Origin of the sequence: Nonomuraea sp. NPDC049141, from assembly GCF_040648415.1 — a bacterium.
Taxonomy (GTDB): domain Bacteria; phylum Actinomycetota; class Actinomycetes; order Streptosporangiales; family Streptosporangiaceae; genus Nonomuraea.
The window spans coordinates 223,992-249,304 of the sequence record NZ_JBEZDR010000008.1 but is presented as its reverse complement, the minus strand read 5'-3'; the positions used below and the strand labels follow the sequence as shown (position 1 = coordinate 249,304).

At 70.5% G+C, this 25,313-nt stretch carries 27 protein-coding genes; 12 read left to right on the top strand and 15 right to left on the bottom strand.

What is annotated here, in order from left to right; translation table 11 throughout:
• Window positions 1-9: 9 nt before the first annotated feature.
• Genes AB0B91_RS25540 through AB0B91_RS25530 form a run of 3 tightly spaced genes read right to left on the bottom strand, consistent with a single transcriptional unit; the run spans window position 10 to window position 1,293 of the window.
• A complete protein-coding gene (locus AB0B91_RS25540; RefSeq protein WP_358024641.1) occupies window positions 10-468 on the bottom strand; it encodes a MarR family transcriptional regulator in 459 nt (152 codons plus the stop codon).
• A 19-nt stretch (window positions 469-487) separates the two neighbouring features.
• Window positions 488-913 (bottom strand): SRPBCC domain-containing protein, encoded by a 426-nt coding sequence (locus AB0B91_RS25535; RefSeq protein ID WP_358324243.1) that lies wholly within the window; start codon window positions 911-913, stop codon window positions 488-490.
• The gene (locus AB0B91_RS25530) at window positions 910-1,293 is read right to left on the bottom strand and encodes a metalloregulator ArsR/SmtB family transcription factor (protein WP_358324240.1); all 384 of its coding nucleotides are present in this window, start codon (window positions 1,291-1,293) and stop codon (window positions 910-912) included. Before AB0B91_RS25530 ends, AB0B91_RS25535 begins: the two co-directional genes overlap by 4 nt.
• Window positions 1,294-1,312: 19 nt before the next feature.
• Here AB0B91_RS25530 and AB0B91_RS25525 point away from each other — a divergent pair, with 19 nt between their 5' ends.
• Entirely contained in the window at window positions 1,313-1,651 is a 339-nt protein-coding gene (locus AB0B91_RS25525) for a VOC family protein (protein WP_358324237.1), read from the top strand.
• 42 nt (window positions 1,652-1,693) lie between these two features.
• Here the strand turns inward: AB0B91_RS25525 and AB0B91_RS25520 are convergent, their stop codons facing one another.
• Window positions 1,694-2,566 carry a hypothetical protein gene (locus AB0B91_RS25520; RefSeq protein WP_358324234.1) on the bottom strand — a complete coding sequence of 291 codons (873 nt, stop codon included), beginning with the start codon at window positions 2,564-2,566 and terminating at the stop codon, window positions 1,694-1,696.
• A gap of 96 nt (window positions 2,567-2,662) precedes the next feature.
• On the opposite strand from AB0B91_RS25520, the gene AB0B91_RS25515 reads away from it, so the two are divergent.
• A complete protein-coding gene (locus AB0B91_RS25515; protein ID WP_358324231.1) occupies window positions 2,663-3,187 on the top strand; it encodes a CGNR zinc finger domain-containing protein in 525 nt (174 codons plus the stop codon).
• A 57-nt stretch (window positions 3,188-3,244) separates the two neighbouring features.
• Here AB0B91_RS25515 and AB0B91_RS25510 read toward each other — a convergent pair whose 3' ends face one another.
• On the bottom strand, window positions 3,245-3,823 hold the full coding sequence (locus AB0B91_RS25510) for a TetR/AcrR family transcriptional regulator (RefSeq protein ID WP_358324228.1): 579 nt from the start codon (window positions 3,821-3,823) through the stop codon (window positions 3,245-3,247).
• Between the two features lie 17 nt (window positions 3,824-3,840).
• Complete coding sequence (locus AB0B91_RS25505) at window positions 3,841-5,334, bottom strand: serine/threonine-protein kinase (RefSeq protein ID WP_358324225.1); 1,494 nt, start codon at window positions 5,332-5,334, stop codon at window positions 3,841-3,843.
• Between the two features lie 113 nt (window positions 5,335-5,447).
• Here AB0B91_RS25505 and AB0B91_RS25500 point away from each other — a divergent pair, with 113 nt between their 5' ends.
• A complete protein-coding gene (locus tag AB0B91_RS25500) occupies window positions 5,448-6,029 on the top strand; it encodes a helix-turn-helix domain-containing protein (protein WP_358324222.1) in 582 nt (193 codons plus the stop codon).
• The gene (locus tag AB0B91_RS25495; protein ID WP_358324219.1) at window positions 6,026-7,597 is read left to right on the top strand and encodes an MFS transporter; all 1,572 of its coding nucleotides are present in this window, start codon (window positions 6,026-6,028) and stop codon (window positions 7,595-7,597) included. Before AB0B91_RS25500 ends, AB0B91_RS25495 begins: the two co-directional genes overlap by 4 nt.
• Here the strand turns inward: AB0B91_RS25495 and AB0B91_RS25490 are convergent.
• The gene (locus tag AB0B91_RS25490; RefSeq protein ID WP_358324216.1) at window positions 7,508-7,804 is read right to left on the bottom strand and encodes a hypothetical protein; all 297 of its coding nucleotides are present in this window, start codon (window positions 7,802-7,804) and stop codon (window positions 7,508-7,510) included. The two genes, AB0B91_RS25495 and AB0B91_RS25490, sit on opposite strands and share 90 nt — an antisense overlap.
• 80 nt (window positions 7,805-7,884) lie before the next feature.
• On the opposite strand from AB0B91_RS25490, the gene AB0B91_RS25485 reads away from it, so the two are divergent.
• Window positions 7,885-8,499 (top strand): YigZ family protein, encoded by a 615-nt coding sequence (locus AB0B91_RS25485; RefSeq protein ID WP_358324214.1) that lies wholly within the window; start codon window positions 7,885-7,887, stop codon window positions 8,497-8,499.
• 176 nt (window positions 8,500-8,675) lie between these two features.
• Here the strand turns inward: AB0B91_RS25485 and AB0B91_RS25480 are convergent, their stop codons facing one another.
• On the bottom strand, window positions 8,676-9,920 hold the full coding sequence (locus tag AB0B91_RS25480) for an isochorismate synthase (protein ID WP_358324211.1): 1,245 nt from the start codon (window positions 9,918-9,920) through the stop codon (window positions 8,676-8,678).
• Window positions 9,921-10,139: 219 nt separating this feature from the next.
• On the opposite strand from AB0B91_RS25480, the gene AB0B91_RS25475 reads away from it, so the two are divergent.
• The gene (locus AB0B91_RS25475) at window positions 10,140-10,973 is read left to right on the top strand and encodes an SGNH/GDSL hydrolase family protein (protein WP_358324208.1); all 834 of its coding nucleotides are present in this window, start codon (window positions 10,140-10,142) and stop codon (window positions 10,971-10,973) included.
• Window positions 10,974-10,983: 10 nt separating this feature from the next.
• Here AB0B91_RS25475 and AB0B91_RS25470 read toward each other — a convergent pair whose 3' ends face one another.
• Entirely contained in the window at window positions 10,984-11,697 is a 714-nt protein-coding gene (locus AB0B91_RS25470; RefSeq protein WP_358324205.1) for an HNH endonuclease family protein, read from the bottom strand.
• 101 nt (window positions 11,698-11,798) lie between these two features.
• On the opposite strand from AB0B91_RS25470, the gene crcB reads away from it, so the two are divergent.
• The 3 genes from crcB (at window position 11,799) to AB0B91_RS25455 (ending at window position 13,578) form a co-directional block, all read left to right on the top strand.
• Window positions 11,799-12,254, top strand: coding sequence for a fluoride efflux transporter CrcB (crcB, locus tag AB0B91_RS25465; RefSeq protein ID WP_358324202.1), 456 nt, complete (start codon window positions 11,799-11,801; stop codon window positions 12,252-12,254).
• Window positions 12,251-12,610, top strand: coding sequence for a CrcB family protein (locus AB0B91_RS25460; protein WP_358324199.1), 360 nt, complete (start codon window positions 12,251-12,253; stop codon window positions 12,608-12,610). The genes crcB and AB0B91_RS25460 overlap by 4 nt, the downstream gene beginning before the upstream one ends.
• Window positions 12,611-12,672: 62 nt before the next feature.
• Window positions 12,673-13,578 carry a trypsin-like peptidase domain-containing protein gene (locus AB0B91_RS25455; protein WP_358324196.1) on the top strand — a complete coding sequence of 302 codons (906 nt, stop codon included), beginning with the start codon at window positions 12,673-12,675 and terminating at the stop codon, window positions 13,576-13,578.
• Between the two features lie 57 nt (window positions 13,579-13,635).
• Here the strand turns inward: AB0B91_RS25455 and AB0B91_RS25450 are convergent, their stop codons facing one another.
• The 5 genes from AB0B91_RS25450 to AB0B91_RS25430 form a co-directional block, all read right to left on the bottom strand.
• The gene (locus AB0B91_RS25450; RefSeq protein WP_358324193.1) at window positions 13,636-14,970 is read right to left on the bottom strand and encodes a glycosyltransferase family 4 protein; all 1,335 of its coding nucleotides are present in this window, start codon (window positions 14,968-14,970) and stop codon (window positions 13,636-13,638) included.
• 156 nt (window positions 14,971-15,126) lie between these two features.
• Window positions 15,127-18,234, bottom strand: a complete 3,108-nt coding sequence (locus tag AB0B91_RS25445; RefSeq protein WP_358324190.1) for a S41 family peptidase — start codon at window positions 18,232-18,234, stop codon at window positions 15,127-15,129.
• A 62-nt stretch (window positions 18,235-18,296) separates the two neighbouring features.
• The gene (locus AB0B91_RS25440; RefSeq protein WP_358324187.1) at window positions 18,297-18,419 is read right to left on the bottom strand and encodes a hypothetical protein; all 123 of its coding nucleotides are present in this window, start codon (window positions 18,417-18,419) and stop codon (window positions 18,297-18,299) included.
• 100 nt (window positions 18,420-18,519) lie between these two features.
• Complete coding sequence (locus tag AB0B91_RS25435; RefSeq protein WP_358324184.1) at window positions 18,520-20,391, bottom strand: translation factor GTPase family protein; 1,872 nt, start codon at window positions 20,389-20,391, stop codon at window positions 18,520-18,522.
• 284 nt (window positions 20,392-20,675) lie between these two features.
• Window positions 20,676-21,764 carry an Rv2578c family radical SAM protein gene (locus AB0B91_RS25430; protein ID WP_358324181.1) on the bottom strand — a complete coding sequence of 363 codons (1,089 nt, stop codon included), beginning with the start codon at window positions 21,762-21,764 and terminating at the stop codon, window positions 20,676-20,678.
• Window positions 21,765-21,897: 133 nt separating this feature from the next.
• On the opposite strand from AB0B91_RS25430, the gene AB0B91_RS25425 reads away from it, so the two are divergent.
• Both AB0B91_RS25425 and AB0B91_RS25420 read left to right on the top strand, forming a co-directional pair.
• The gene (locus tag AB0B91_RS25425) at window positions 21,898-22,179 is read left to right on the top strand and encodes a DUF3040 domain-containing protein (protein ID WP_219528394.1); all 282 of its coding nucleotides are present in this window, start codon (window positions 21,898-21,900) and stop codon (window positions 22,177-22,179) included.
• A gap of 198 nt (window positions 22,180-22,377) precedes the next feature.
• Window positions 22,378-23,253 (top strand): alpha/beta hydrolase, encoded by an 876-nt coding sequence (locus AB0B91_RS25420; RefSeq protein ID WP_358324179.1) that lies wholly within the window; start codon window positions 22,378-22,380, stop codon window positions 23,251-23,253.
• Window positions 23,254-23,379: 126 nt separating this feature from the next.
• On the opposite strand, the gene AB0B91_RS25415 is transcribed toward AB0B91_RS25420, so the two are convergent.
• Window positions 23,380-24,291 (bottom strand): MerR family transcriptional regulator, encoded by a 912-nt coding sequence (locus tag AB0B91_RS25415; protein WP_358324177.1) that lies wholly within the window; start codon window positions 24,289-24,291, stop codon window positions 23,380-23,382.
• Window positions 24,292-24,415: 124 nt separating this feature from the next.
• Between AB0B91_RS25415 and AB0B91_RS25410 the strand changes: the two genes are divergently transcribed.
• A complete protein-coding gene (locus AB0B91_RS25410; protein ID WP_358324174.1) occupies window positions 24,416-25,231 on the top strand; it encodes a PadR family transcriptional regulator in 816 nt (271 codons plus the stop codon).
• Window positions 25,232-25,313: the final 82 nt, after the last annotated feature.

Here is a 25,313-nt window from a genome sequence, read left to right as displayed (position 1 = left end):
GCTCGGCTGTCAGCGCTCGCGCCACTCGGCGAGCAGCCGGGGCAGCCCGCGCTCCACGAACGCGAAGTAGTCGCGCATCCTGGCCAGGTTGGCGCCGGCGGTGGTGTCGTCGCCGCCGACCGCCTCGACCGCGGCCGACGCCTCGTCGGTGATCTGCCGGAAGATCGGCATCTTGGCCAGCGTGAGCTCGTACCAGGCGTCGTCGGGCAGACGGTAGACATCGCGGCGGGAGCCGGGCACCGGCTCCCGCACCACCAGGTGCATCTGCGTGAGCAGGCGCACCGCTCCGGAGATGGCGGCCGGGCTGACGCCGAGCCGCTCGCCGAGCTCGGCGGCGGTCAGCGTCCGCTCCTCGGCCGCCATCATCGTGAACAGCACGCGCGCCGCCATGGGCGGCAGCCCCCAGTCGGAGAAGATCCGCGCCATCCGCTCGACCGCGTGGCGCACGGCCTCTTCGTCACGAGTCACAGGCGGGATTCTACGGGCTTCACAAACGCGCGAAACTCTCGGCGAACCATCTCAGCGCGATCTGCCAGGAGTAGCCGCGGCGGATGCGCCCGGCCACGTCCGGCGGCAGCGTGTCGAGGCCGCGGTGCTCCAGCAGCACCTCGGTGCCGCCGTCGACCGGCGTGAACGCGACCTCGATCTCCATCTCGCCCTGGTCGTTGATCAGGTCGGCCCAGACCAGGCGGCGTGGCGGCTCCCAGACGAGGATCCGGCCGGTGTCGACGTGGCCGCCGTCGGACCACAGCTCGCGCAGGTAGCCGTCCGCGAACCGGATGCCGACCGCGCGTGACGGGTCGACCCAGCTATGGGGGCCGCGTACGTACCAGCCGTCGATCTCGTCGGTGAAGACGCGGAACGCGGTGGCCTGGTCGACGGGGACGATGACGGCGGCCTGGACGGAGTTCATGGAGTCGTGCGTTCCACGTGGTCCTTGAACGAGCCGAGCTGCTCGGCCCAGAACGCCTGCACCTGGTCGAGCCACGCCTGAAGGGCGGTGAACGGTTCCTGGCGCAGCGTGTAGAGGCGCAGCCTGGCATCCTCGCCGCCCGCCTCCGCCTGGACCAGCCCGCCGGCCCGAAGCACGCGCAGATGCCTGCTCAGCGCGGGCGCGCTCATCTGGACGGCCTGCGCCAGCTCCCCGGCGGGGCGGGGACCGGCGCGCAGCAGGTCGATCACCTTGCGCCGGGTGGGGTCGGCGAGGGCGGCCAGCGTGGCATCCAGATCGTTGCCGTTTGCGTTAATTATTGCTCGCCTTCGTTGTATGGTGATGCTTAACGATAGCGACAATTATTGCGGAGGTCTGCGCATGGCTGTAGAGCTGGGTTACTACACGCTGTCGGTCGAGGACCTGGATCGGGCCGCCGCCTTCTACGAGGCGCTGTTCGGGTGGGAGTTCCGGCGCGAGCACGAGACGTACCTGCACGTGACCAACACCGCGGTGCCGATGGGCCTCACCGCCTCCGGCCCCTCGTCGCAGCCGAACCTGTACTACAGCGTCGACGACGTCGACACCGCGATCAAGCGGGTGCGCGAGCTCGGCGGCACGACGGGGGAGATCATCGAGAGCAAATCGGGGCGGGGCTGCACCTGCACCGACGACCAGGGCACGGAGATCAGCCTCTGGCAGCCCGCACCCGGCTACTGACAGGTCCGCGCCCGCCGATGGAGGTCCGGGCGCGTTCGTGGATCAGTCGGGTGCCTTCACCGTGGCGATGCCGAGCGTGCTGGTCATCGGGAGGATTCCCGCCTCGAAGACGGCGCCCAGGACCGGCCGGATGAGCTGGGCCAGCCGGTCGGCGCGCTGCTCGCCGAGCCGTCGCCACGGCTCGGCGGCCAGTTCGTCGGTCATCCGCTCGACCTGGTCGCGCAGCGCCCGGCCCGCGTCGGTGGCTTGGCCCGCGGCGTCTACCAGGCCACGCCCGGCCAGCCGATCCTGCGCGGCGGCCCAGTCGCCCTCGCTCCAGCCGCGCCCGGCGAAGTTGGCCGACGGAGCGGCGCCGATCGCGGCGAAGGAGACCAGCGACTCGCACGGGTCCAGCTCCGCCGCCTGGAGCGCCACGAGATGGCCGTCGCCGCGGTGCTCGCGCAGCACGGTGGCGGCGTGCCAGAGCGCCAGGTGCGGCTCGTCCGGCCAGGGCAGGTCCAGGTTGGCGGCGGCGAGCGGCCGTCCGGCCACCGTCACGCTCTCGGCCGTCCGCTTGGCCAGCTCGGCGGCCTCGGCGAGCTGTTCTGCCTTGTCGCCGAGCAGCGCCCGATAGGTGCGGTCGACGGCCCGGATGCGGGTCTGGAGCACCTGCTCGGGGGTGGCGGTGTCCCAGACGGCCGGAACGTGTTCGGCGATCGTCTGAGGGCTGAAGCTGTAGTAGGTGGCGAAGGCCAGGTTCGTGCCCGTGTGGCCCAGCGGCGCGGTGCGGTAGGCGAAGTAGCTCGGCCAGCGCGACTCCACGTCGTAGCCGATCGCCGCGGCTTCCTCGAAGGCCTGGGGGGAGAAGTACAGCGCCGCGTGGATCGGCTCCAACTGGTGCCACATGCGGCGGGCGACTCTGCCATCGATGGACATGCCAATTCCTCACTGTCTAGATAAGGTATGCCAGTGACGATAGACTCCTGGCGCATCACTGGTCAATCCCAAATAGACAGTTATGTTGGCCGGTGGGTGGAGCTCGCCGTCCTCCTGGTGAACGAACTGGCCGTGGGTGAGGTACGCGGGCGCGACCTCGCGCCGCCGGCCGACGGGGCCTCGCGCCGCGCCGCCGTACTGGCCGCCACGGCGCGCCTCGACCGGCCGCCCGCCGGATCTCTGACCGCCGCCGACGCCGACCGCCTGGCGGAGGTGGCCGCCGAACTGCGGCCCGTGTTCGGCGGGGGCCCCGATGCCGTCGCGTCGCTCAACGCGCTGTTGGTACGGCACGCGGCCGTCGCCAACCTGCACGGTGAGCCGCCCGTCCTGGCCTTCCACCAGCCGGACGCCTCGCTGGTCGACGCCTGGGCCGCCGACGCCGGCACCGCGCTGGCCATGGTGATCGGGGTGGGGCAGGGGGTTCGGCTCCGGTCGTGCGAGGCGGACGGGTGCGCGCTGGTCTTCTTCGACGTGACGCGGAACACCTCGCGGCGCTTCTGCGGGCTGTCGTGCCAGAACCGCGCCAAGGCCAGCGCGTACCGTGCCCGGCGGCGGGCCTGAGATCGGCGCGCTGCTCTGTCGGCGCTGTTCTGTCGGTGGTGCTCTGTCGGTGGTGCTCTATCGGCGGCCGAGGGCGATGGGCAGCACGATGTGGTCCACGAGCCGCCGGGCCAGTTCGTGGTCGACGGGCTCACCGCTGACCAGCGCCCGGAAGAACAGCACCGCCGGGCCCACCTGCCACAGCAGGTCGGTGTCGGCGCTGCGCGACAGCTCGCCCCTGGCCCAGGCCCGCTCGAACACCTCCAGCGTCAACCGGCGGCGGCCGGCGATGTAGTTCTGCTGCACCGCGCGGGCCAGGTCGGCGTTGTGCAGGATCTCGCCGACCAGCCCGGCGATGACGTCACCGAGCCGGGCCAGCTCGCCCACCAGCGACTCCATCAGCGCGAGCAGATCACCCCGCAGCTCACCCGTGTCGGGGACGACCGGCCTGTCGGAGACGGCATTGACGAACGCCGCCACCACCAGCTCCGCCTTGGACGGCCAGCGCCGGTAGACGGTGTGCTTGCCCGCCTTCGCGCGTGCGGCCACCGCCTCGATGGTCAGCCTGTCGTACCCGGTTTCGCGCAGCACATCGAGCACGACGCCGAGTAACTCGGCCTCGCGCGCCGGCCCGCCTCGCAAGGGCGTAACGGACATGACTTACAGAGTAGGCGTCAACGCTGCCAGACTGTCAGGTCCATGGTGATGTAGTCACTGGCCCCTCCGGATAGCTTCGTCACCTTGACGAGACCGATCGTGTTCTCGGCGAAGACGCACACCAGCCGGCCCTTGGCCTGGTCGGCGGCGTAGCTGTCCATGTACCGGGTGTTGTCGACGCACGCCTGGTAGGTGCCGGTCTGTCCGGGTTCGAGCACGGCCATCTTCTCCGCCTCGAGGCCGATGGCGCCGTACGTGACGTCCTCGTCGTTGCCCTCCTTCGGGTGGGTGGGGTCGTCGGTGAAGTTGACCGAGTAATAAATGGTCACATCGATGCCCTTGTACGTGCCGAGCAGCGTGCCCGCCTTCGCTCCGGCCACCGAGCCCTCGGTCGCCGTGCCCGCGGGGCTCGGGGTGGTCTCCTCGGTCGTACCGGCAGTGGGCCTGCTCGCGGGCGCCTGTTCGGTGACCGTGACGGTCGCGGCGGGTTGGGCGAGCGGGGTGCCGACGGCGGGACCCTGGTTCAGCAGCACGGCCGTGGCCGCGCCCGCGATCAGCGCGGCGCCCGCGACGGCGCCGGCCACGACACCGAACCCGAACGTCCTGCGTGAGCTCGCAGGGGGAGGAGAGGGCGAGGCCGCGTAGGCGGGCAGGGAGTGCGTGAGCTCCGGGGGCAGCCACTCCGGCCCCGTCCGCGCGTACCGTTCGAGCTCGGTCACCAGGGCGCGCGGCGTCGGCCGGTGCGCCGGGTCCTTGGCCAGGCAGCGGGCGATCACCTCGCGCAACTCCGGCGGGCAGCCGTCGAGCTGAGGCTCGTCATGCACCACGCGGTAGAGCACCGCAGGGTCGGGGCCCTCACCGAACGGTGTGCGGCCGGTCGCCGCGAACAGCGCAAGACCGCCGAGCGCGAACACGTCGACCGGCGGCGCGGCCGGGTGCCCGAGCGCCTGCTCGGGAGCCATGAACAGCGGCGTGCCGATGCGGATGCCGGTGCCGGTCAGCGGGGTCGCGTCGACGGCCTTGGCGATGCCGAAGTCGATGACGCGGGGGCCGTCGGGGGACAGCAGCACGTTCGACGGTTTGAGATCGCGGTGGACCACCTGGACGGCGTGGATGGCCTGCAGCGCCTCGGCCACCCCGCAGACCAAGGTCAGCACCGTGCGGGGAGGTAGCGGGCCGTGCCGGGCGACGGCCTTGTCGAGCGAGGGCCCGGGCACGTAGGCGGTGGCCAGCCAGGGCGTCCTGGACTGGGGATCGGCGTCGACGACGGGCGCGGTGTAGAGACTCTGCACCCGCTCGACCGCGGCGACCTCCTGCTGGAACCGCCGCCGGAACTCCGGATCCCCGGTGAACTCGGCGCGGATCACCTTGATGGCCAGCCGCCTGCCGCTCTGGGTGCGGGCGAGGTAGACCTGCCCCATTCCGCCCGCCCCCAGCCGCGCCACCAGGCGATAGCCGCCGATCTCGGATGGGTCGTCAGGGGCCAGTGGTGTGAAGGGGGGATTCACCATCGCACTTTACCATGCCAATAAATCTACAATGTAAAGGCGTGCGGAGTAGATTGCCAACATCTCTTCGCGAATAACTCTTTGCGAAGAGATGTTGGCAATCTATGGTTGGGTGCATGACCTCAGTCGTCGTCCTCGATGCCAAGGGCCTGCGCGCCCTCGCCCACCCGGTGCGGGTGGAGCTCGTCCAACTGCTGCGCAAGTACGGTCCTTCGACGGCCACCCGCCTGGCCGAGCGCCTCGACGTCAACTCCGGTACGGCCAGCTACCACCTGCGCAGGCTGGCGGCGGCGGGCTTCGTCGAGGAGGACACCGAACGCGGAAACGCGCGCGAGCGGTGGTGGCGTTCCGTACACCAGGTCACCCGGCTCGCCGACAGCGAACTGGCCAGGCAGGAGCCCGAGGCTGTGCTGACCTACCTGCGGTCTGTGGCGGCCGCGCACAGCCTGCTGACCCAGCGCGCGCTGAACGAACTGCAGACCATGCCCCGGCCCTGGTACGACGAGCTGGACATCAGCCACTGGGCGCTGCGCCTCACCCCTGAGGAGGCCGGACGGCTGCACGAAGAGCTGCTGGCCGTGGTCGCCCGCTACCGGCGCGAGGACCCCGAGAGCGCGGCCGCCGAGGGCGCCGAGCGGGTGTCGCTGGTCATGCACCTGCTGCCCGAGCCGGACGTATCGGAATCGAACCTGCCATGACCGGCCGTCCTGCGACTGGGCGGTCCTTACGCCCGCTGGCCGGGGTGCTGGCGGCCCTGGCCATGTCATTGACCGGCACTCGGGTGTCGGCCATCGCGTTGCCGTGGTTCGTGCTCGTCACGACCGGCAGCGCCACCATGACCGGGCTCGTGGCCTTCTGCGAGATGGCACCGTATGTCCTGGTCAAGCTCTTCGTGGGGCCGCTGGTCGACCACCTGGGGCCGCGCCGGGTCTCGTGGGTCGCCGATGTGGTGAGCGCCGCCGGAGCCGGGGCCGTGGTTCTGCTGCACGCTTTCGGCCTGCTGGCCTTCCCGGTGTTGCTCGGGCTGGTGTCGCTGATCGGCGCGGCTCGCGGGCCCGGCGACCTGGCCAAGGAGATCATGGTGCCGGAGGCGGCCGAGCGCGGCCGGATCCCACTGGAGCGGGCCGCGGCACTGTCGGGCGTGACGGAACGCCTGGCCGCCACCGTCGGCCCGGCGACGGGCGGGGCGCTGGTGGCACTGGCGGGCCCACTGGTGGGCTTGACGGCCAGCGGAGCCTGCTTCGCACTCGGCTCCGTCGTCATCGTGTGGGCACTGCCCCGCGCCCGGGCGTCAGCCGAAGACGCAGTCCCCGCCCAGGTGCCGGCTGGTGATCTCCTTGCCGTCCAGGTGTCGGCCGAGGGCGCGGTTCCTCTTCAGACGTCAAGCCACGGCTCAGGTCGCGATTCCGAGGGTGGTGCGGGGGAGCGGGCGGGTTACTGGCGGCGTTTCGCCGGGGGGATCGCTTTTCTGCGGGGTGAGCCGATATTGCTGGCCCTCGCTCTCATGGTCGCCGTGACGAACCTGCTGGACGCGGCGTTCGCCCAGGTGCTGGTGCCGGTGTGGGCCAGGGAGTCCGGCCACGGCCCGGCCGTGATCGGGCTGAACAGCAGCGTGATGGGGCTGGCGGCGGTCGGCGGGAGTCTGGTGGCCGCCGCGGTGGCGCATCGGATGCGGCGGCGGGCGGTGTTCTTCGTGGCCTTTCTGCTCGCGGGTCCGCCGCGGTTCCTGGTTCTGGCGATGGACGCGCCGGTGTGGGCGATCGTGGTCGTGTTCGCGCTGAGCGGGCTCAGCGGAGGCCTCATCAACCCGATCCTGGGCGCGATCTACTTCGAGCGGGTGCCGCGACGGCTGCTCGGCCGGGTCAACGCGCTGGGGGACTCGCTGGCATGGGCCGGGATTCCGCTGGGCGGGCTCATCGCCGGTGCGGCGGTGGCCGCCGCCGGGTTGTCGCCGGTGCTGGCCGCGTGCGGGGCGGCCTACTTCCTCACCGTCGGACTGACCGGACTGCGCCGGGAATGGCGGGAAATGGACCAGTCGCGCGACGCGGGGCGTCCCGCAGCGGTGGCCGCAGCCGGCCGCGCAAGTGGTGCTGCGGGCGGCGGCTCAGGTGGCGCCTCGGCGGAACGTTCAAGTGGTGCTGCGAGCGGCCATTCAGGTGGCGCCGCGGCTGGCCGTTCAGGTGGTGCTGCGGGCGGGCAGCATGGCGGCGATCTCGCCGGCCAGGGTCGGATCGGCCGCGAACGCCTCGAGGATGGCCAGCCGTAACGCCAGATCGTCGCCGGAGCGGGCCGCCACCTGCTCGATCGCCCTCCTGGAGCCGGCGTCACCCCGCCCGAAGATCCGCTGCAGGATGCGGGTCCCGCGGGCGATGTTCGACCCGGCGGCGAGCTCGTTGGTCTTGGCGAGTACGGCACCGCCATAGGCGCAGATCGCCTCGGTGATGTAGGGCATGACGTCGTCCGCTATGTCCACGGATACCTCCATGGGACCTGCCGGGGGATGAAGGCGATGCTAGTCCCGAGAGGCTGTCCGGCGAGCACTAATCTGTGGACGTGTCCTCCTATCTCACCCTGAGCGCCGCCATCGAGCACGAGACGGAGGCCCGCCGCTCCCGCTTCGTCTGCGCGGTCGCCCCGGCGAGGACACCCGAGGAAGCCTCGGCCTTCATCGCCGAACGCCGCCACCTGCACCCGAACGCCTCCCACAACTGCACGGCCTACGTCATCGGCGACGACCGCAAGGGCGACGACGACGGCGAACCAGGCGGCACAGCGGGCACGCCGATGCTCCAGGCCCTGACGGGAAGAGGCTTCAACGATGTGGTGGCGGTGGTCACCCGCTACTTCGGCGGCACCCTCCTGGGCGCCGGCGGCCTGGTCCGCGCCTACAGCTCAGCGGTAACGGAAACTCTGGACCAGGCACAACCCATCAGGATGATCCCGGCAACCCTCATCGAGGTAACAGTCGCCCACGACCAGGCAGGGCGCATAGAGAATGATTTGAGGGCATCAAAACACCCGATCAAGGACGTGTCCTACGGCAGCAAGGTCGTCTTCACGGTAGCGGTGTCAGACGACGAGACGGCCACCTTCACCGACTGGCTGGCAACCCTCACGGCAGGCCGAGCCCAGGTGACTCCGGGCAACAGAATCCACGTAGCAGGCTAAGAATACGGCCGTAACGGCGCCCGGCCCCGTGCGGGCTCAGCGGCCGTGTCCCTGGAGGTCCTCAGCCACGTACGGTGACTGGGCCCTCCCGTGCTGTGCCGTAAAGCACAGAAAAGGTTTTGACCCCTCAAGCGCATGCGGCCCACGGCGGCTGGGCTCTCCCATAACGCAAAAAATCATCCCTCCAGCGCATACTGCATGACGCGAAACTTCGCCTGCGCCTCGGCGAGTTCGGAGGCCGGGTCGGAGTCGCCCATGATGCCGCCGCCGGCGAAGAGGCGGGCGCGGCGGCCGCGGACGATCCCCGACCGCAGCGCGATCCCCCACTCGCCGTCCCCGTGAGCGTCGATCCATCCGACGGGCCCCGCGTACCCCGCGCGATCCATCCCCTCCAGCTCCCGGATCACCTTGATGGCGGTGTCGGTGGGTGTGCCGCCCACCGCCGCGGTCGGGTGCATGGCGGCGACCACGTCGAGCACCGACGCGCCGTCGGCCAGGCGGCCCGTGACGTGACTGGCCAGGTGCTGGACGTTGGGCAGCATGAGCAGTTCGGGCTCGTCGGGGGTCTGCAGCGACGAGCACAGCGGGGCGAGCGTCTCGCGTACGGACGCGATGGCGCACTCGTGCTCGTGCCGGTCCTTGGCCGAGGCGAACAGCGCGGCGCCGCGCGCCAGGTCGTCTTCGGGGCCGCTGCCGCGCGGCGTGGTGCCGGCCAGGACGAGCGACTCGATCTCCTGGCCGGTGCGCCGGATGAGCAACTCGGGCGTGGCGCCGACGAAGCCGGCGACGGAGAAGGTGTAGCACTCGGGATAGCGGTGCGCCAGGCGGCTGAGCAGCAGGCGTACGTCGATGGGACGCTCGGCCGTGGCGAGCAGGTCCCGGGCCAGGACGACCTTCTCCAGCTCGCCGTCGCGGATGCGCCGGGCGGCCTGGGCGACGACGTGCTCCCATTCGGGGGCGGACAGGCTGCCGTCGCCGTAGCTGATGCGGCCCGGGTCGCGGATCGGGGTGAGGGGTTCGAGCCGCGCGTCGCCGATGGTGGTGAGCCAGGCGTGGCCGTTGCGCCGGGCGAGTACGGCCTGCGGGACGACGAGGACGGAGCCGGCGGCGTTCTCGTCGAAGGTGAAGGAGCCGAAGGCGACCGGCCCGACGCCGGGTGTGCCGGCCGGCCCGTCGAGGTAGGCGTCCATACGGGCGTCGCCGAAGAGGTCGCCGAGCCACCGCCGGGCCCAGGCGAACCGGCCGGGACCTGCGGGAACATTCACACGGGCGGCCTCACCCCAGCCGACGAGTCCTTCGCCATGCCTGATCCAGGCATAAGGGGCGGGGGTCCGGGGCAGGGAGGCCAGCAAGTTACCGGGGTCACCTATGGGGGTGGTGCGAACCGGTAGCGGGCGGGTGGTTCCGAGCGCGACACTCACCCAAGACACTCTATGCGGGAACTGAACACGTTCGACTGGGACCCCCGTGAATGACCGGTTACGGTCAACGAACCCAGAAAAAGTGGGAACTCGCATGATATTCGGTCGTGGCCGCATCGGATCCGGCCTGTCAAGCGGCGATATGAACACGGTCCTGAGATGGCAGATGTTGCCCTAACGACATAGTCGGCCTCCTCGCTCATCCCTACTTTGGGCCGCATGATCACTCGTCTCGCGCCCGTCTGCGTCGCCGCGCTCGTTCTTCTCGGTTCCGGTACGGCCCAGGCCGCCACGGCGGAGCCTGTCCCAGAGGTCATGGCGGCGTTGGGTGATTCGGTCTCGGCCGGGTTCAACGCGTGCGGCTGGTACGTCGCCTGCACCTCCCGCTCCTGGTCGGCGGGCGACAACGCCCAGGTGACCAGCCACTACCTGCGGCTGGCCGGGCTGAGCAGGTCGATCCTGGGGCACAACCGCAACTTCGCGGTGCCCGGGTCCACGAGCGCGGACCTGCTGGGGCAGGTGAGGCAGGCGGTGGAGGCCAAAGCGAGTTATGTCACAATCCTCATCGGCGCCCAGGACGCCTGCAAGCCGGCGGAGAAGGACATGACGCCCGTGCAGGTCTACCGGCAGCGGCTGGACGCGGCTCTGGCGGAGCTGCGGGCCGGGATGCCGGGCGTGCGGGTGTTCATCGCCAGCATTCCGGACCTGCGCCGGTTGTGGCAGGTCGGCAAGGGCAACGCGCTGGCGCGCTCGTTCTGGACGCTCGGCCATATCTGCCCCACCATGCTCGCCTCCCCGTCATCGATGAAGGCCGCGGACGTGGCGCGGCGGACCCGGGTGCGGGCGCGGGTGATGGCCTACAACCACGAGGCCGCCGAGGCGTGCGCGACGCTGGGTCCCGCGTGCCGTACGGACGGCGGCGCGGTGTTCGGCTACCCGTTCACGCTCGACCACATCAGCAAGTGGGACTACTTCCACCCGAACGCCGACGGGCAGCGGGTCCTGGCCGCGCTGACGTTCAAGAACGGTTTCGAGTGGATGGACGTGCGCTGAGCGGCGGCGGTCAGCGGCATTGGGCGAGCATGGTGTCCTTGTCCTCGCGGGTGACGGGCAGGTCATACTTGCGCGCGACCTGGGCGAAGCGGGTGACGTAGGCGCAGCGGATGCGGTGCTGCGGCGGCAGCCAGCCGGCCGGCCCCGAGCCGTCCTTCTGCTCGTTGGCGGCGCCGTCGACGGGCAGCAGGTTGAGCGGGTCGTTGGCGAAGTCGACGCGCTTGGCCATCGACCAGCGCGGCGTGCCCATCCGCCAGCCGTAGGCGAGCGGGATGACGTGGTCGACCTGGATCTCGTCGGCGTGCTCCTTTCGCCAGTCGATGGTCCTGCCGGTGTAAGGGTCGGTCAGCCGCAGGGAGACGATCTCGCAGCGGGAGCCCTGGCGATACTTGACGTCATGGCCGTCACGGGCGAGCAGATCGTCGCGGGTACGGCAGCCGTTGCGGGCGTACGGGACGTCGGTGGCGGTGTCGGCCCAGTTGTCGCCGTACCTGGTGCGCTCGTAGCCCGTCTTGGGGCCGCGGCCCTTCACCCGGAGTCCCTTGATGAGGGCGCGGGCGCTGGCTTTGTCGGCATCTTTGGTGATGGGGGCGAGTCCTGGCAGGGTTCCGCTGGTGTTGCTCAGGGGGCTGGCCGCGGTGGCCGGGCTGCTCTTGCTGCCGCCGATGAGGGAGACGACCAGTACACCCCCGGCCAGGAGGGCGACCGTATCCTTTGTGCTCAAGTACGCCTCCGAGATCTTGGGCACAGGTTCTCTAGAGATCAATTCCCGACATTGTGGTGTTTGACACGGTGAGAGGTTTGAGACGGCAGAGGGAGGGATCTATGACGCACGGTGCTGTTGATCCGGATGTGGATCTCCACGTTCCCGGGCAGCGGGCGGAGCTGTCCTGGGGCGTGCTCGCGGTCATCGCGGCCGGGGGTGCGCTAGGGGCGCTGGCCCGGTACGGGGTGCAGAGCGCGCTGCCCACCTCACCTGCCGGGTTCCCGTGGGCGACGTTCTGGGTGAACGTCTCCGGATGCCTGCTGATCGGGGTGCTCATGGTGGTGATCACCGAAGTACGGCAGGCGCATCGGCTGGTGCGGCCGTTCCTCGGGGTCGGGATTCTGGGCGGGTTCACCACGTTCTCCACTTACGTGGTGGATGTGCAGCGATTGGTGGCATGGGGGGCGCCGGTCGCCGGGCTGGTCTATCTGGCGGCCACGATGGTCGCGGCCGTGGTGGCGGTGTGGTGCGGGATGCGGGTGACGCGGCGGCTGGCGCGGGTGGCGGCCCGATGACGATCGTCCTGATCGTGGTGGGCGCGGCGCTGGGCGCTCCGCTGCGGTATCTGGCGGACCGGGCGGTGCAGGCCGGGCACGACACGGTGTTCCCCTGGGGGACGCTGGCGGTGAACGTGGCCGGGTCGGCGGTTCTGGGGTTCCTGGCGGCGCTGCCTGCCGGGAGCGGAGTGATGGCGTTCGCGGGCACCGGGTTCTGCGGGGCGCTGACCACGTACTCGACCCTGGGGTACGAGACCGTGCGGCTGGCCGAGGAGGGCGCCCGCTTCCACTCGGTGGCCAACGCGGCGGCGAGCGTCGTGGCCGGGCTGGGGGCGGCCTACTGCGGCGCCGCCCTGGCGCAGGCGGTGAGCTGAAAAAGTTGGTGCCGTTTTCTGAGTTGCGGAGTAATGATGTAAGCAACTGAGAAGAGGTCGTCATGGATGATTACTCCCGTGTCGTCTCAACGGTGGCGGCCGAGCTGCTGCCGAAGGTGGCCAGCGTGCGGGTGGACCGGGGCAGCGGATCGGCGGTGGTCTTCACAGCCGATGGATTCCTGCTGACGAACGCGCACGTGGTGGGCTCGTCGAGGGCGGGCACGGTGGCGTTCTCCGACGGGGCGTCGGGTGAGTTCCTGGTGGTGGGGCGGGATCCGCTGTCGGATCTCGCGGTGATCAGGGCGCAGGTGCCCACGCCCGGGCCCGTCGTCCTGGGCGACAGCGACGAGCTGGTGGTGGGGCAGCTCGTGGTGGCGGTCGGCAGCCCGCTGGGGCTGGCCGGTTCGGTGACGGCCGGCGTGGTGTCGGGGCTGGGACGGTCCTTACCGGCCCGCAGCGGCCAGGCCGTACGCCTCATCGAGGACGTGATCCAGACGGACGCGGCGCTGAACCCCGGCAACTCGGGCGGCGCGCTGGCCGACTCGCAGGGGCGGGTGGTGGGCGTCAACACCGCCGTGGCCGGTGTCGGGGTGGGGCTGGCCGTGCCGGTCAACAGCACGACCCGGGCGATCATCGCCACGCTGATCAAGGACGGCCGGGTACGACGGGCGTACCTGGGGCTGGTGACCTCGCCGGCGCCGCTGGCCGAGCCGCTACGGCGGCGGACCGGCCAGGACACCGCGCTGCGGGTGGTGGAGGTGATGCCCGGATCGCCCGCCGACCGGGCCGGCCTGCGGGCGGGGGATCTGGTGCTGAGCGCCGACCGCCATCCGGTGGGGGACGCGCAGAGCCTGCAGCGGTTGATGTTCGCCGACGCGATCGGGCGGCCCCTGCCCATCACGGTGCACCGCAACGGGGCACTGGTGGACGTCATCGCGGAGCCGGTCGAGCTGACGAGCCGCACCTGAGCGAGCGGATCGTCCGCTTGGTGACGCCCGCCCGGATCGAGAGCGGGGGCGCGGGCGTCAGGCGTGCGGCGGGGCCTGCGCGGGGTCGGCCGGTGCCGGCTCGATCTGTGCCGGTGCCTGCGCGGGCGGGGTCGGACGGACGTAGGTGCCGTTGCGGCGGGCCAGGAGCTCCGCGAAGAGGGCGTCCCACTGGGCGCCGATGGCGTCGACGTCGTACGTGCGCGCGGTCTCCAGCGCCCCGGCCGCCAGGTGGCGGCGTAGCTGCTCGTCCTCGATGACGCGCAGGAGCGAGGTGGCGAGGTTGGCGTTGGTACGCGGCTTGACCAGCAACCCGTCGACCTCGTCGGTGATCATCTCCTTGGGTCCGTGCGGGCTGTTGAAGCTGACGATGGCCAGTCCCTTGGCCATGGCCTCCAGGATGGTCATCGGGAAGCCCTCGTGGCGCGAGCTGAGCACGAAGACGGACGCCTTCTCCAGTTCGGCGCCGACGTCGGTGGTGGCGCCGGGCAGTTCGACCTTGCCTTCGAGGCCTGCGTCGATCACCTGCTGGCGCAGGTTCTCCTCCTGGGGACCGGCGCCGAAGATGCGCAGCGTCCAGTCGGGGTGGGTCTTGGCGACCTCTTCCCAGGCGACGATGAGCCGGTGGAAGCCCTTGAGGCGGGTCAGCCTGCCGACGGCGATGACGACCTTGGCATCGAGCTTGGCCACGTCGCCGGTCATGGGCGGCACGGCGTTGGGGATGCGGATGAGCCGCTTGGGCTTCTTGGGCAGGGCGGCGCGATAGTCGCGCAGGTCCGCCTTGGTGAGGGTGGCGAGGGCGTCGAAGCGCCGGTAGCGCCACTTGATGAGCTCCTGCACCGCCTCCGGCTGGGTGCGCAGGGCGACGTGCTCCTGGCCGATGGTGATGAGGCTGGGCAGCGCTAACTGGGCCATCGCCAGGTTGAGGCCGGGCCTGGTGGAGATGAGGATCCCGGTGTCGAGCGAGCGGATGTAGCGGGCCAGCTTGAGGTCGGTCCAGAGGTTGAAGCGGTGGTAGGCCGACTCCTCCGCCGGGATGAGCTTGCTCGGCATCTTCGACAGCATCGCGCGCACCGGGTCCGGGCTGGGGTTCAGCCGGTCGTCCAGGAAACGGAACTTCACCCGTGGATCGATGGGGAAGAAGGGCTCCTCGGCCTCTTTCAGAATGCTGACGATCTCGACGTCGTGGTGCTTGGCCAGATAGCTGGCCAGGTTGAACACCGTCCTGATCGTGCCGCCCATGCCGTACGCGTGCAGGATCAGAATGCTGACCTTGTCCGTCGACGGCGGTGGCGCCTTGCGCACCTTGCGGCGGTTGTAGCCCCTGTACAGCCGGACCATCGCCGACTTGCCCTTGCGTGCCAGTGCGCGCACCTGAGAAGTCCCCCTTGGACTGAGAGTGTCACTACACAAGTGGCCGTTAGCGATACGTACCCGTTCGCCACCGGCTTATTGTCCCGCTTTGGCGGAGTGTCCCGTCCATCCCCGAGGACCAACCCCACGCATGATCTATAGACGCTGTAAATCGTCTTATGGTTGCATCCGCGGCCGATGTGCTGGATCCGGGGTGTGCGGGGGGTGTTCGGCCAGCAGGCCGAGTATCACGTCGATGGCCTTCTCGAGCTGGGTGTCCGTGCCCGCCGCGTAGTCCTGCGGGGTGATGTCGATCTCCAGGTCGGGGTCCGTGCCGTAGTTCTCGACCCGCCAGCCCACGTCGTCGAAGGCGAAGGAGAACTCTGGCTGCGTGGTTAGGGTGCCGTCGGCCAATCGGTGCCGCGGCCAGATGCCGATGACGCCGCCCCAGGTTCGCTTGCCGATGAGGGGGCCGAGGCCCAGCAGTTTGAAGGTGTGGCTGAAGATGTCGCCGTCGGAGCCGGTCCATTCGTTGGTGAGGGCGACCAGCGGGCCGCGCGGCGACTCCGGCGGATAGGGCGCGGGGTCGCCCCAGCGGGGGTAGTCGTAGCCGAGGCGGCGGCGGGCCAGCTTCTCCAGCAGCAGCGCCGAGACGTTGCCGCCGCCGTTGAAGCGGACGTCGACGATGAGGGCGTCGCGGTCGTACTCGGCCAGGAAGCCGCGGTGGAACTCGGCGAACCCTTCCGTGCCCATGTCGGGAACGTGCAGGTAGCCGACGCGGCCGTCCGAACGCTGGTGGCAGCGGGCGCGGTTGAGGTTGACCCAGTCGCGGTAGCGGGCGGGCCGCTCGTCGGCGATGGCGCGGACCGTGGCGGTGAAGAGGCGCTCGCCGCGGCGCAGCGTGAGCTCGACCTCCTCGTCGGCCAGGTTGACCAGGCGTTCGTTCGGGGTGGCGGTCTCGCCGATGGGAGCGCCGTTGATGGCCAGGACCGCGTCGCCGGGCCGTACGTCGAGGCCGAGCCGGTTGAGGGGTGAGGTGGCCTCGGGGTTCCACAGGTCGCCGGTGACGATCGCGCCGATGTGGTAGACGCCGTCGCGGTGGTCCCAGTCGACGCCGAGCTTGCCCTGCGTGTATTCGGGGCCCGGCCGGTACTCACCGCCGCTCTCGAAGGCGTGGCTCGTGGCCAGCTCGCCGTGGAGCTCCCACAGCAGGTCGGAGAACTCGCCCCGGGTGCTGACGCGCTCCACGAGCGGCAGGTAGCGCTCGTACACCTCGGCCCAGTCGACGCCGGCCATGTCCTCGGTCCAGAAGTTCTCGCGCTGCAGGCGCCACGCCTCGCGGAACATCTGCCGCCACTCCGCGGCCGGGCAGACCGACACCTTGATCCGCGACAGGTCGATCCACCCGCTCTCGCGGCCCGGGGTGTCGTCGTCGTTGTCGGGTGTCTCGGTGGCCTTCAGCACACGCAGCCGGTCGCCCGCCCGGTACAGGAGCGTCTTGTGGTCGCGGCCCAGCTCGAAGTCGGTGACGCCGCGGGCGAACGTCTCGCTCTCGCCCTTGGCGAAGTCGTACAGGTCCAGGACGCCGTCACCCTGCAGCGGGCTGCTGAGGATGAGGGCCTTGCCGGGCAGCCCGGCGATGCGCTCGTAGCGGCCTTCAGGCAGCGGGAACGCGGTGACGCGGCGGACCAGCCCGTCGAGGTCCACGCGCAGCGGCTCGGGCTCCTCCTCTTCCTCGTCGTCCTCGTCCTTGGCCCCGAGGGGACGCGGCTGCGGGACGAACGGGTCGGGGACGTCCCGGCGCAACGCGATGGCGTAGGGGCGGGTGCCGAGGGGGAAGCCGAGGTCGAACTGGAGCTGGTCGTAGACGGGGGAGAAGACGCGCTGGCCGATGAAGTACAGGTAGCGGCCGCGCGGGTCGAAGGCGGGACGGGAGTCTTCGAGAAGGGGTTCGGTGGCGGGCACGGTCTGGCCGGTCGCGGGGTGATGCAGCATGATCGCGGTGGTGTGGGCGTTCAGCGGGCTGGCGTACGCGAGCCACTGGCCGTCGTGCGACCAGGCGGGGTCCGCGGGCGGCCCGTGCGGATTGGCCTCGACGAGTACGGCCTGCCCGGTGGCCAGCTCGACGAGATACAGCTCGTCGCGGTGGTTGGTGACGGCGACGCGGTCATGGACGGGATCGGGCGCCAGCGCGGTGATCCGCCCGAGCCGGGCGATGCTCAGGGCGGTCGCGTCGCCGAGGATGACCAGCTGTTCCTCATCACTGTCGTCACTGGCGGCGGCGATGAGGCGGCGGCCGTCGTTGAGACAGGTCAGGAAGCGGTAACGGACGCCGTCCGGCTCGCCGTGCTGCCGGACCGGCCCCTCCCAACCGGCCATGGCGTACGCCTTGCCGCGCGCGGTGACCGCCAGGGCGCTGCCGTCGGGACTGAGCGTGGCGCTGTCGAGGTAGTCGTCGGCGTCCACGAACCTGCGGTTGCGCTGGGTCCTGGAGCTGGCCAGCCGCACGTCGATCCGGTGCGGCGCGTCCCCCGGATCGAGCAGGTAGAGGTCGGCGCCCGCGTGGTAGACGAGGCGGTGGCCGTCGCCGGACAGGTTGCGGGCGTAGTAGTCCTCGTGATGGGTGTGCTTGCGCAGGTCGTCGCCGTCGGGAGTGCAGGAGTACACGTTGCCGACGCCTTCGTGGTCGGACAGGAAGCAGACGCGGTCGCCGCTCCAGCAGGGGGAGGCCAGATTGCCGGGCAGGCGGATGAGCCGGCGGAAGTGGCCTTCGCCGTCGGGATCGATCCACAGGTCGCCGACGGTGCCGCCGCGGTACCGCTTCCAGCGTGCCGGGTCGGCGGTGTTGCGCCCCAGCACGATCATGCCGTCCGGGCCGTGGGCGATGGAGTTCGCGGGGCCGTACGGCAGGCGTTGCGGCACGCCACCCGGCGCGACGCGGTGCAGCCACTTGCGGCCCTCGAAGGGCTGGCACTCGTCGCTGGCGTACAGGATGCGGCCCTCAGGGTCCCAGCCGGTGACGGCGCAGCGAGCCCCGTGGTAGGTGACCCGCCGGGCCGCGCCCCCGTCGGCGGGCATGACGTACACCTCTTCCTGGCCTTCCTCGCGTCCGACGAAGGCGAGCTGGTCGCCGCGCGGAGAGATGCGCGGGTATCCGGCCTCGGCGACCCCGGCGGTCAGGCGGAAGGCGCGCCCGCCGAGGGCGGAGACCATCCACAGGTCGTCCTCGGCGGCGAAGACGACGACGTCCTGGAAGACGGCGGGGAAGCGGAGGTAGGCCGTCATGGATCGCTCCCGTGGTCAGGCAGCCGGGACTCCGGCCGCGGCTGCCTGATCATTTCACCGGGTCACGCCACGTCGGGCTTCTTGGGCTCCTTCTTGGCGTCCTTGGACTCCTTGACCTGGCGGCTGGACTTGATCGCCTGTTTTTTGGATTTGCCGGTCTTGGCGGCCGGCTTCTTGTTCACCATGGTTCCCCCCGAACGGATGATGGTGGATTGGTACATCAACGCACTTAGTACCCATTTCGGGCATGGCGGTCACTATGGGCAGGTTAATGGTGACATATCGTTACCTGCGAGCAGGGCGGTCGCCGAAGGGCTGCGACCACCACACACCCTCGCCGTGCGACAGCCCGGGCAGCGCCAGCTCGAACTCATGCACCGCCACGGCCGGGATCTCGCCGCTGACCAGCCACACCGCCTCCCGCCGCACGGCATCGGCCACCACGGCACCCAGCGCCGCCAGCCGTACGGTCACCGCGCTCAGCGACTCCGGCGGCACCTCCAGCTCGAAGCGGTGGCACGGCTCGTACACCCGTGTGCCCGCCCGGCGCAGCGCCCGCCGCAGCACGATCGCGGTCCGCCCGCGGAAGTCGGCCGCCGTGCTGACCGGACTGTCGTAACCGCTCCTGGTCAGCGTGACCAGGCAGTCGGTGACCGGCCAGCCGTGCGGTCCCTCGGCCAGCGTGTCGCGCACGGTGTCCTCGATGGCCCGATGGAAGGCCAGCGGCAGCGACCCCAGATCCACGCCCAGCCGGTATCCGACCCCGGATCCGATGGCGGCGGGCTCCACCCGCAGGCCGACGGTGGCGACGAAGTCGTTACGACCGTGACGCGTGATCTCCTCGACGACCTCCGCCTGGCGCGCGGGCCGTTCGAGATAGACGGGCCTGGTCGGCTCGAACACCGCCGCCACCCCGAAGTCGGCGGCCAGCGTCTCGGCGATGACCTCCTTCTGCACCTCCCCGTAGAGGAGTACCGACGTCTGACCGCCCGGCAGGGCGCGGGTGCCGATCAGCGGATCCTGCTCGGCCAGGGTGGCCAGCGCGGCATGCAGCCGCCCCTCCTGACCCGGCACCCGCGGCCTGACCACCGTCTCCAGGCTGGGCGGCAGGAAATACCCGGCCCGGCCGCTGTCTCGGGCGTCCGCTTCCGGCGGGGTGCCGAGGTGGTCGCCGACCCGGATCTCGGGGACGCCGCGCACTGTCACGATGTCCCCGGCCACCGCCTCCGTCTCGGCGGACCCGGCCACCCGCACCGCGGTCGGCCGCCCGACATACTCCTCGACCGTCCCGTCCCGGCCGCGGCGATAGAGGGACACCCGCTGCCGCGCCCGCAGCACGCCGGAACGCATCCGCAGATAGGCGATCTTCTCCCCGGCGGCACCACGCTCGATCGCGAACACCGTCGCCCCGGCCGCCCCGCCACCCGATGCGACGGTGGCCGGGAGCAGATGGAACCCGTCGAGCAGCTCATCCACCCCCCGCCCGGTCATCGCCGACCCGAACAGCACCGGATGCAGCACCCCGTCGGCACACTGCCGGGCCATCGCCGCCCACAGCTCCTTGCCGGTCGGCACCCGCCCCTCGACGAGCGACTCCAGGATGCCGTCGTCATGCTCGGCCAGCACCTCGGCGTCCGGGCCGGGAGTGCGTACCGTGTGGGCGTCCGGGCCGCCGAGCCGCCGGACGGTGTTCAGAGGGGCGCAGTGCGGCGAGAGCCACCGCCGGATGTCGTCCAGTAGCTCCCGCTCCCGGGCCCCGGCCCGGTCGATCTTGTTGACGAAGATCAGCGTAGGCACCCGCAGCCTGCGCAGCGTCTTCATCAGGACGCGCGAGTGCGGCTGAACCCCTTCGACGGCCGACAGCACCAGCACGGCGCCGTCGAGCACACCGAGCGCTCGTTCGACCTCCGCCACGAAGTCGGCGTGGCCGGGCGTGTCGATGAGGTTGACCCGCAGGTCGCCCACGGTGAAGGAGGCGACGGCGGTACGGATGGTGATGCCGCGGCGCCGTTCGATGGCGCCGCTGTCGGTCTGTGTGCTGCCGTCATCGACGCTGCCCAGCCGGTCGATCACGCCGGTCCGGAACAGCAGCCGCTCGGTCAGGCTGGTCTTACCGGCGTCTACATGCGCGAGGATGCCGATGTTGAGGATGTGCATGTGTGGTCGAAGCCTCGAGAACTCTCGTGCCAATAGGGCGCTGGGAGACTCGAAGGCACCGCATCACACGCTCCTGCCGGTAGACGTCAGAGACGGCCCCATAGTGGCAGCGGGGTGATCCGCGCCGCCAACCATTATTCGTCGCTCACGACCGTCCGGCCGGACGAGGGCTGCTGCGGCCAAGGACCGGCGCCGAAGCGCACCTCGTGAACGCCGCGCCTACCCCCTCTCGAAGGCTTGCCGCCGGCCGAAGTGGTGACCGGTGGCCGACTTCGGTGAAGGGCTCACTCGTCCGGGAGTTCGGACAGGCCGGGGAGGCTGAGCTGCAGCGCCGCCGGGCCGGGCCGGGCTCCGGCCTCTGGGCCGTGCGGGGCTCCGGCCTGGGGGCGTGGCGGAAGGCGGCGCGCCGAAGCCGCGGTCGCGCGGCCGACGCCGTACTGGCGGGCCAGCGCCTTGACCTGGTCCGTGATGCGCTGCTGGTACGCCTGCGGCGCGTAAGCCCCCCTTCCGTACAGCTCCAGATAGCGCGGCACAAGCCGGGGATGCTCGCGGGACAGCCACCCCAGCCACCACTCGCGCGCCCCGGGCCGCAGGTGCAGGACGATGGGGGCGAGGTGCGTGGCGCCCGACTGGGCGATCTCCTTGACCGTACGTTCGAGCTGGCCGGGGGAGTCCGTGAGATAGGGGAGGATCGGCGCCATCAGCACGCCACAGGGGATGGCGTTGTCGTTGAGCGTGGCGCAGGTCTCCAGCCGGCGGCGCGGGTCGGGGGTGCCGGGCTCGACGGAGCGCCACAGGTCGGGGTCGACGAAGCCGACCGACACGCTGGCGCTCACCTGGGTGATCTCGGCCGCCTCGGTCAGCAGGTCGAGGTCGCGCAGGATGAGTGTGCCCTTGGTGAGGATCGAGAACGGGTTCGCGGCGTCGCGCAGGGCGGACAGGATGCCGCGCATCAGCTGATAACGGCCCTCGGCGCGCTGGTAGCAGTCGACGTTCGTGCCCATGGCGATGGCATGACCCGGCCAGCGCGGCGCGGCCAGCTCCTTGCGGACCAGCTCGGCGGCGTTGACCTTGACCACGATCTTCGAGTCGAAGTCGGCACCGGCATCGAGGTCGAGGTATTGGTGCGTCTTGCGGGCGAAGCAGTAGACGCAGCGGTGGCCGCAGCCCCGATAGGGGTTGATGGTGTGGTCGAACGGGACCCGGCTGGCCGCCGGCACCCGGTTGATGATCGAACGGGCGTGGATCTCGAAGAAGGTCATCCCCTTGAACTCGGGCGTGTCGAACGTGCGGGTGACCGCGCCGCGGGCGAACAGCGGCGCGGCCGGATCGTCCCGGCCGGAATCGGCCAGACGCAGGTTGTCCCAGCGCATCCCATGATTAGAACAAAGGTTCGATGATGATCGCAAATGGAAAGAGGTGGCAATTACCTGCTTGGGCGGGGGCTAATGATCTTCATGGTTGGGCAGAAACCCGGCACAGAGCTTGCGTTCCGGAGGTGCACCCATGGCCTGGTCGCAGGACGAGGAGCGGATGCTGGCACAGATCGAGCAGCACCTCGTCGATGACGATCCGCGACTTGTGGCGCGGCTGGAGTCATTCAACGAGCGGGCCCGGCGCAGCGAGGAGAAGGCCGACGGGGGGTCCGGCGGGCGGCGTAAGCCGCGCCGTTCGACGGTCATCATCCTCATCAGCTGGCTGCTGATCGCCACCCTGGTCGCCACGCTGCTGATCATGGTCCTGCGCCACGAGGCCGCCGCGGCCCTCGCGCTGGCCGCCTCGCTCTGACGCTCTGCCGGACATTTCCGGCGTTTTGTGATGTCCGGGGTTGGCGATTCTGGATGGCATTGACGTGCCCTGTCGTCAGATCGCCTTGCGCCGTCGGGCGGGTGTTGACCAAATCCAGGGCCGGCGGCTCCGCGGTCAGGGGTACGAGATCATTTATGTTGCTGATGCATGAGATCTCTGATCTGAAAGGCATTAGCCATGACGTTTCCCCTGGTCGCCCGGACCGTGCATCGCCATCTCGAGGTCGACGGCGTCCGGGTCTTCTACCGCGAGTCGCTTCCCGACCGGCCCGACGCGCCCGTGCTGCTGCTCCTGCACGGCTTCCCCTCGGCCTCCCACCAGTTCCGCCGCCTGATCGACGTCCTGGGCGGCCGCTACCGGCTGATCGCCCCCGACTTCCCCGGCTTCGGGCACACCGAGACCCCCGAAGGCTTCGCCTACTCCTTCGACCGGCTCGCCGACATCGTCGAGGGCTTCGTCGTAGGGCTCGGCCTGACCCGCTTCGTGATGTACGTCTTCGACTACGGCGCGCCGGTCGGTTTCCGGCTCGCGACGCGCCACCCCGAGTGGATCGCCGGGCTGATCGTCCAGAACGGCAACGCCTACGTCGAAGGGCTTTCCCCGCTCGCCCGCGACCTCCTCGGGCTGCGGCCGGAGACCGAAGGCGCCGAAGAGCGGATCCGCGAGCTGCTCACCCTGGCCGGCACCCGCGGCCAGTACGAGAGCGGCACCGGCGACCCCGAGCTGGTGTCACCGGACGGCTGGACGCTCGACCAGCACTTCCTCGACCTCCCGGGCCGCAAGGAGGCCCAGATCGCCCTCACCTTCGACTACCACTCCAACATCGAGCACTACGACGCCTGGCAGGCCTGGCTGCGCGCGCACACCCCGCCCACGCTCATCGTCTGGGGCACCAACGACCCGTTCTTCCCCGAACCCGGCGCCCGCGCCTACCTGCGCGACCTGCCCAACGCCGAACTTCATCTCTTCGACACCGGTCACTTCGCCCTTGAGGAGAACCTGCCGGAAATCGCGCCCCTCATCGCCGCCTTCCTCGACCACACCGCCACCTGACGGATCGCTCGCACGCGTTCACCGCCTGGCTCACCGCGCCTCCGGCGCCGAACCGCCCGGCTCGCCGCGCCGTCGGCACCGCCCGGCTTGCCGCGCCGCTGGCGCCGCACCCAGGAGCCTTCCTGATCAGGTACCTTCCCGACGGCCCGAAACCTCGACGGGTCGGCTGTGGGCGCGCAGGGCGGCGATCAGCCACTGGAGTGCGGGCACCGCGGGAGGCGCGGTCTCGCGGCCGTTGAGCGTGGCGATCAACTCCCAGTAGCGTTCGACCCGGGCGTCGGCGACGGTCTCCAGCCAGGCGAGCAGCTCGGGCCCCTGCTGTGGGCCGTCGACGATCCGGTCGAGGATCCGCAGGCCCTCGGCCGACTCCGGTGCCACCTGGTCGGCCAGTGCCGGCCGTACGTGCTCCAGGGCCGCCGCTCGTAGATCGCGGCCCGGCGCGGGCTGCGGGCCCGCCAGCGCGATCTCCCTCAACCGGCGGCCGAAGGCGGCGTCGGTGGTCAGCCCGGCGAGCTCCACCCAGGCGTCCACCCGGCCGGGCTCATCGGGCAGTTCCCGCATCCACTCGGCCACGATCCCGGCGTCGCCGTCCAGGTCGAGCCCCGCGAACGTGCCCTCGACGAACTCGTCGACGATCTGCTGCCGCTGCGCGGCGGACAGTCTGGCCAGTTCGTGCATCATCAGTGTCTCCTCGGTCGTGCCACCCTGTTCGGCGATCACGCTCAGTACGGCCCGGCGCATCCGCAGCGCCCGGATCTCGGCGTCGACGGCCCGCAGGTGCACCCGCGCCACCTCGGCCACCGTGACCTGCCGGGACAGGACGTCTTGGACGGCCGCCAGCCCGATGCCGAGGTCGCGCAGCGTGCGGACCAGTTCGAGGCGGGCCGCCGCGGCCTCGTCGTACAGGCGGTAGCCGCCCGCCGTGCGGCCGGTGGGCGGCAGGATGCCGCTGTCGGACCAGAACCGGATCGTCCGCACCGGCAGCCCGGTGCGGCGGGCCAGCTCGCCGATCGTGTACAGCTCCACGTGATCGCTCACGGCACCAACCTGCACCTTCCACCCACTGGAGACGCAAGCGGTATTGCCATGGAATACTCGTGCCCGTATATTCGTCCGCGAATATTCGTCTACAAGGACGGTGTGGGTGGCGCAACGACGCAGAGTGGCCAATCTGTTGGCCCTCTCCGTGCTCACGGTGGTCGCGGAACGGCCGATGCATCCGTACGAGATGGCATCCGTCCTGCGGGCTCGTGGCAAGGATCGGGAGGCCCCCATCAAGTGGGGTTCCTTCTACACGGTGGTACGCAATCTGGAGAAACACGGTTTGATCGCGGCCATAGAGAGCACCCGGCAAGGGGCCCGGCCCGAGCGGACCGTCTACCGCATCACCCAAGACGGCCGCGACGAGGCCGAGGACTGGACGCGCGAGCTGCTGGGGACACCCGAGCGGGAGCACACGGGGTTCGAGGCCGGGTTGTCGGTGATGGGCGGGCTCGACCCCGACGAGGTCACCGCGTTGCTCCGGCGGCGGCTCGCCCTGCTCCGCGACCGGATCGCCGTCCAGCGGTCGAACCTCGAGGTCGAGCGTGGTGAGATCCCGCGGTTGTTCCTCATCGAGTCTGAATACGCCCTGGCCATGAGCATGGCGGAGGAGGCGTGGACCGGGGCGCTGCTGGCGGAGCTGACGATCGGCACGTTCCCCGGCCTCGCCCAATGGCAGGGCTACCACCAGCCGAACCAGCCCCCGCCGACCACAGCGGACCCGACGGCAAGAGACCTCGCGCCAGGAGACCTCGCGCCAAGAGACCTCGCGCCAAGAGACCTCGCGCCAAGAGACCTCGCGCCAAGAGACCTCGCGCCAAGAGGCTTCGCGCCAAGAGGCTTCGCGACAGGAGACTTCGCGACAGGAGATTTCGCGCCGGAGAGCGGTCGCCCAGACGGAGGCGCCATGGGGGAGCGGGGCGGCCTGGCGGGCTGACCCCCGGAGAGCCGGCCTTCCTGGGACGGACCGCTGTGGAGCCCGCTGTGACCAGGCCGAGCCTACGGGTGGCAGTCACGCC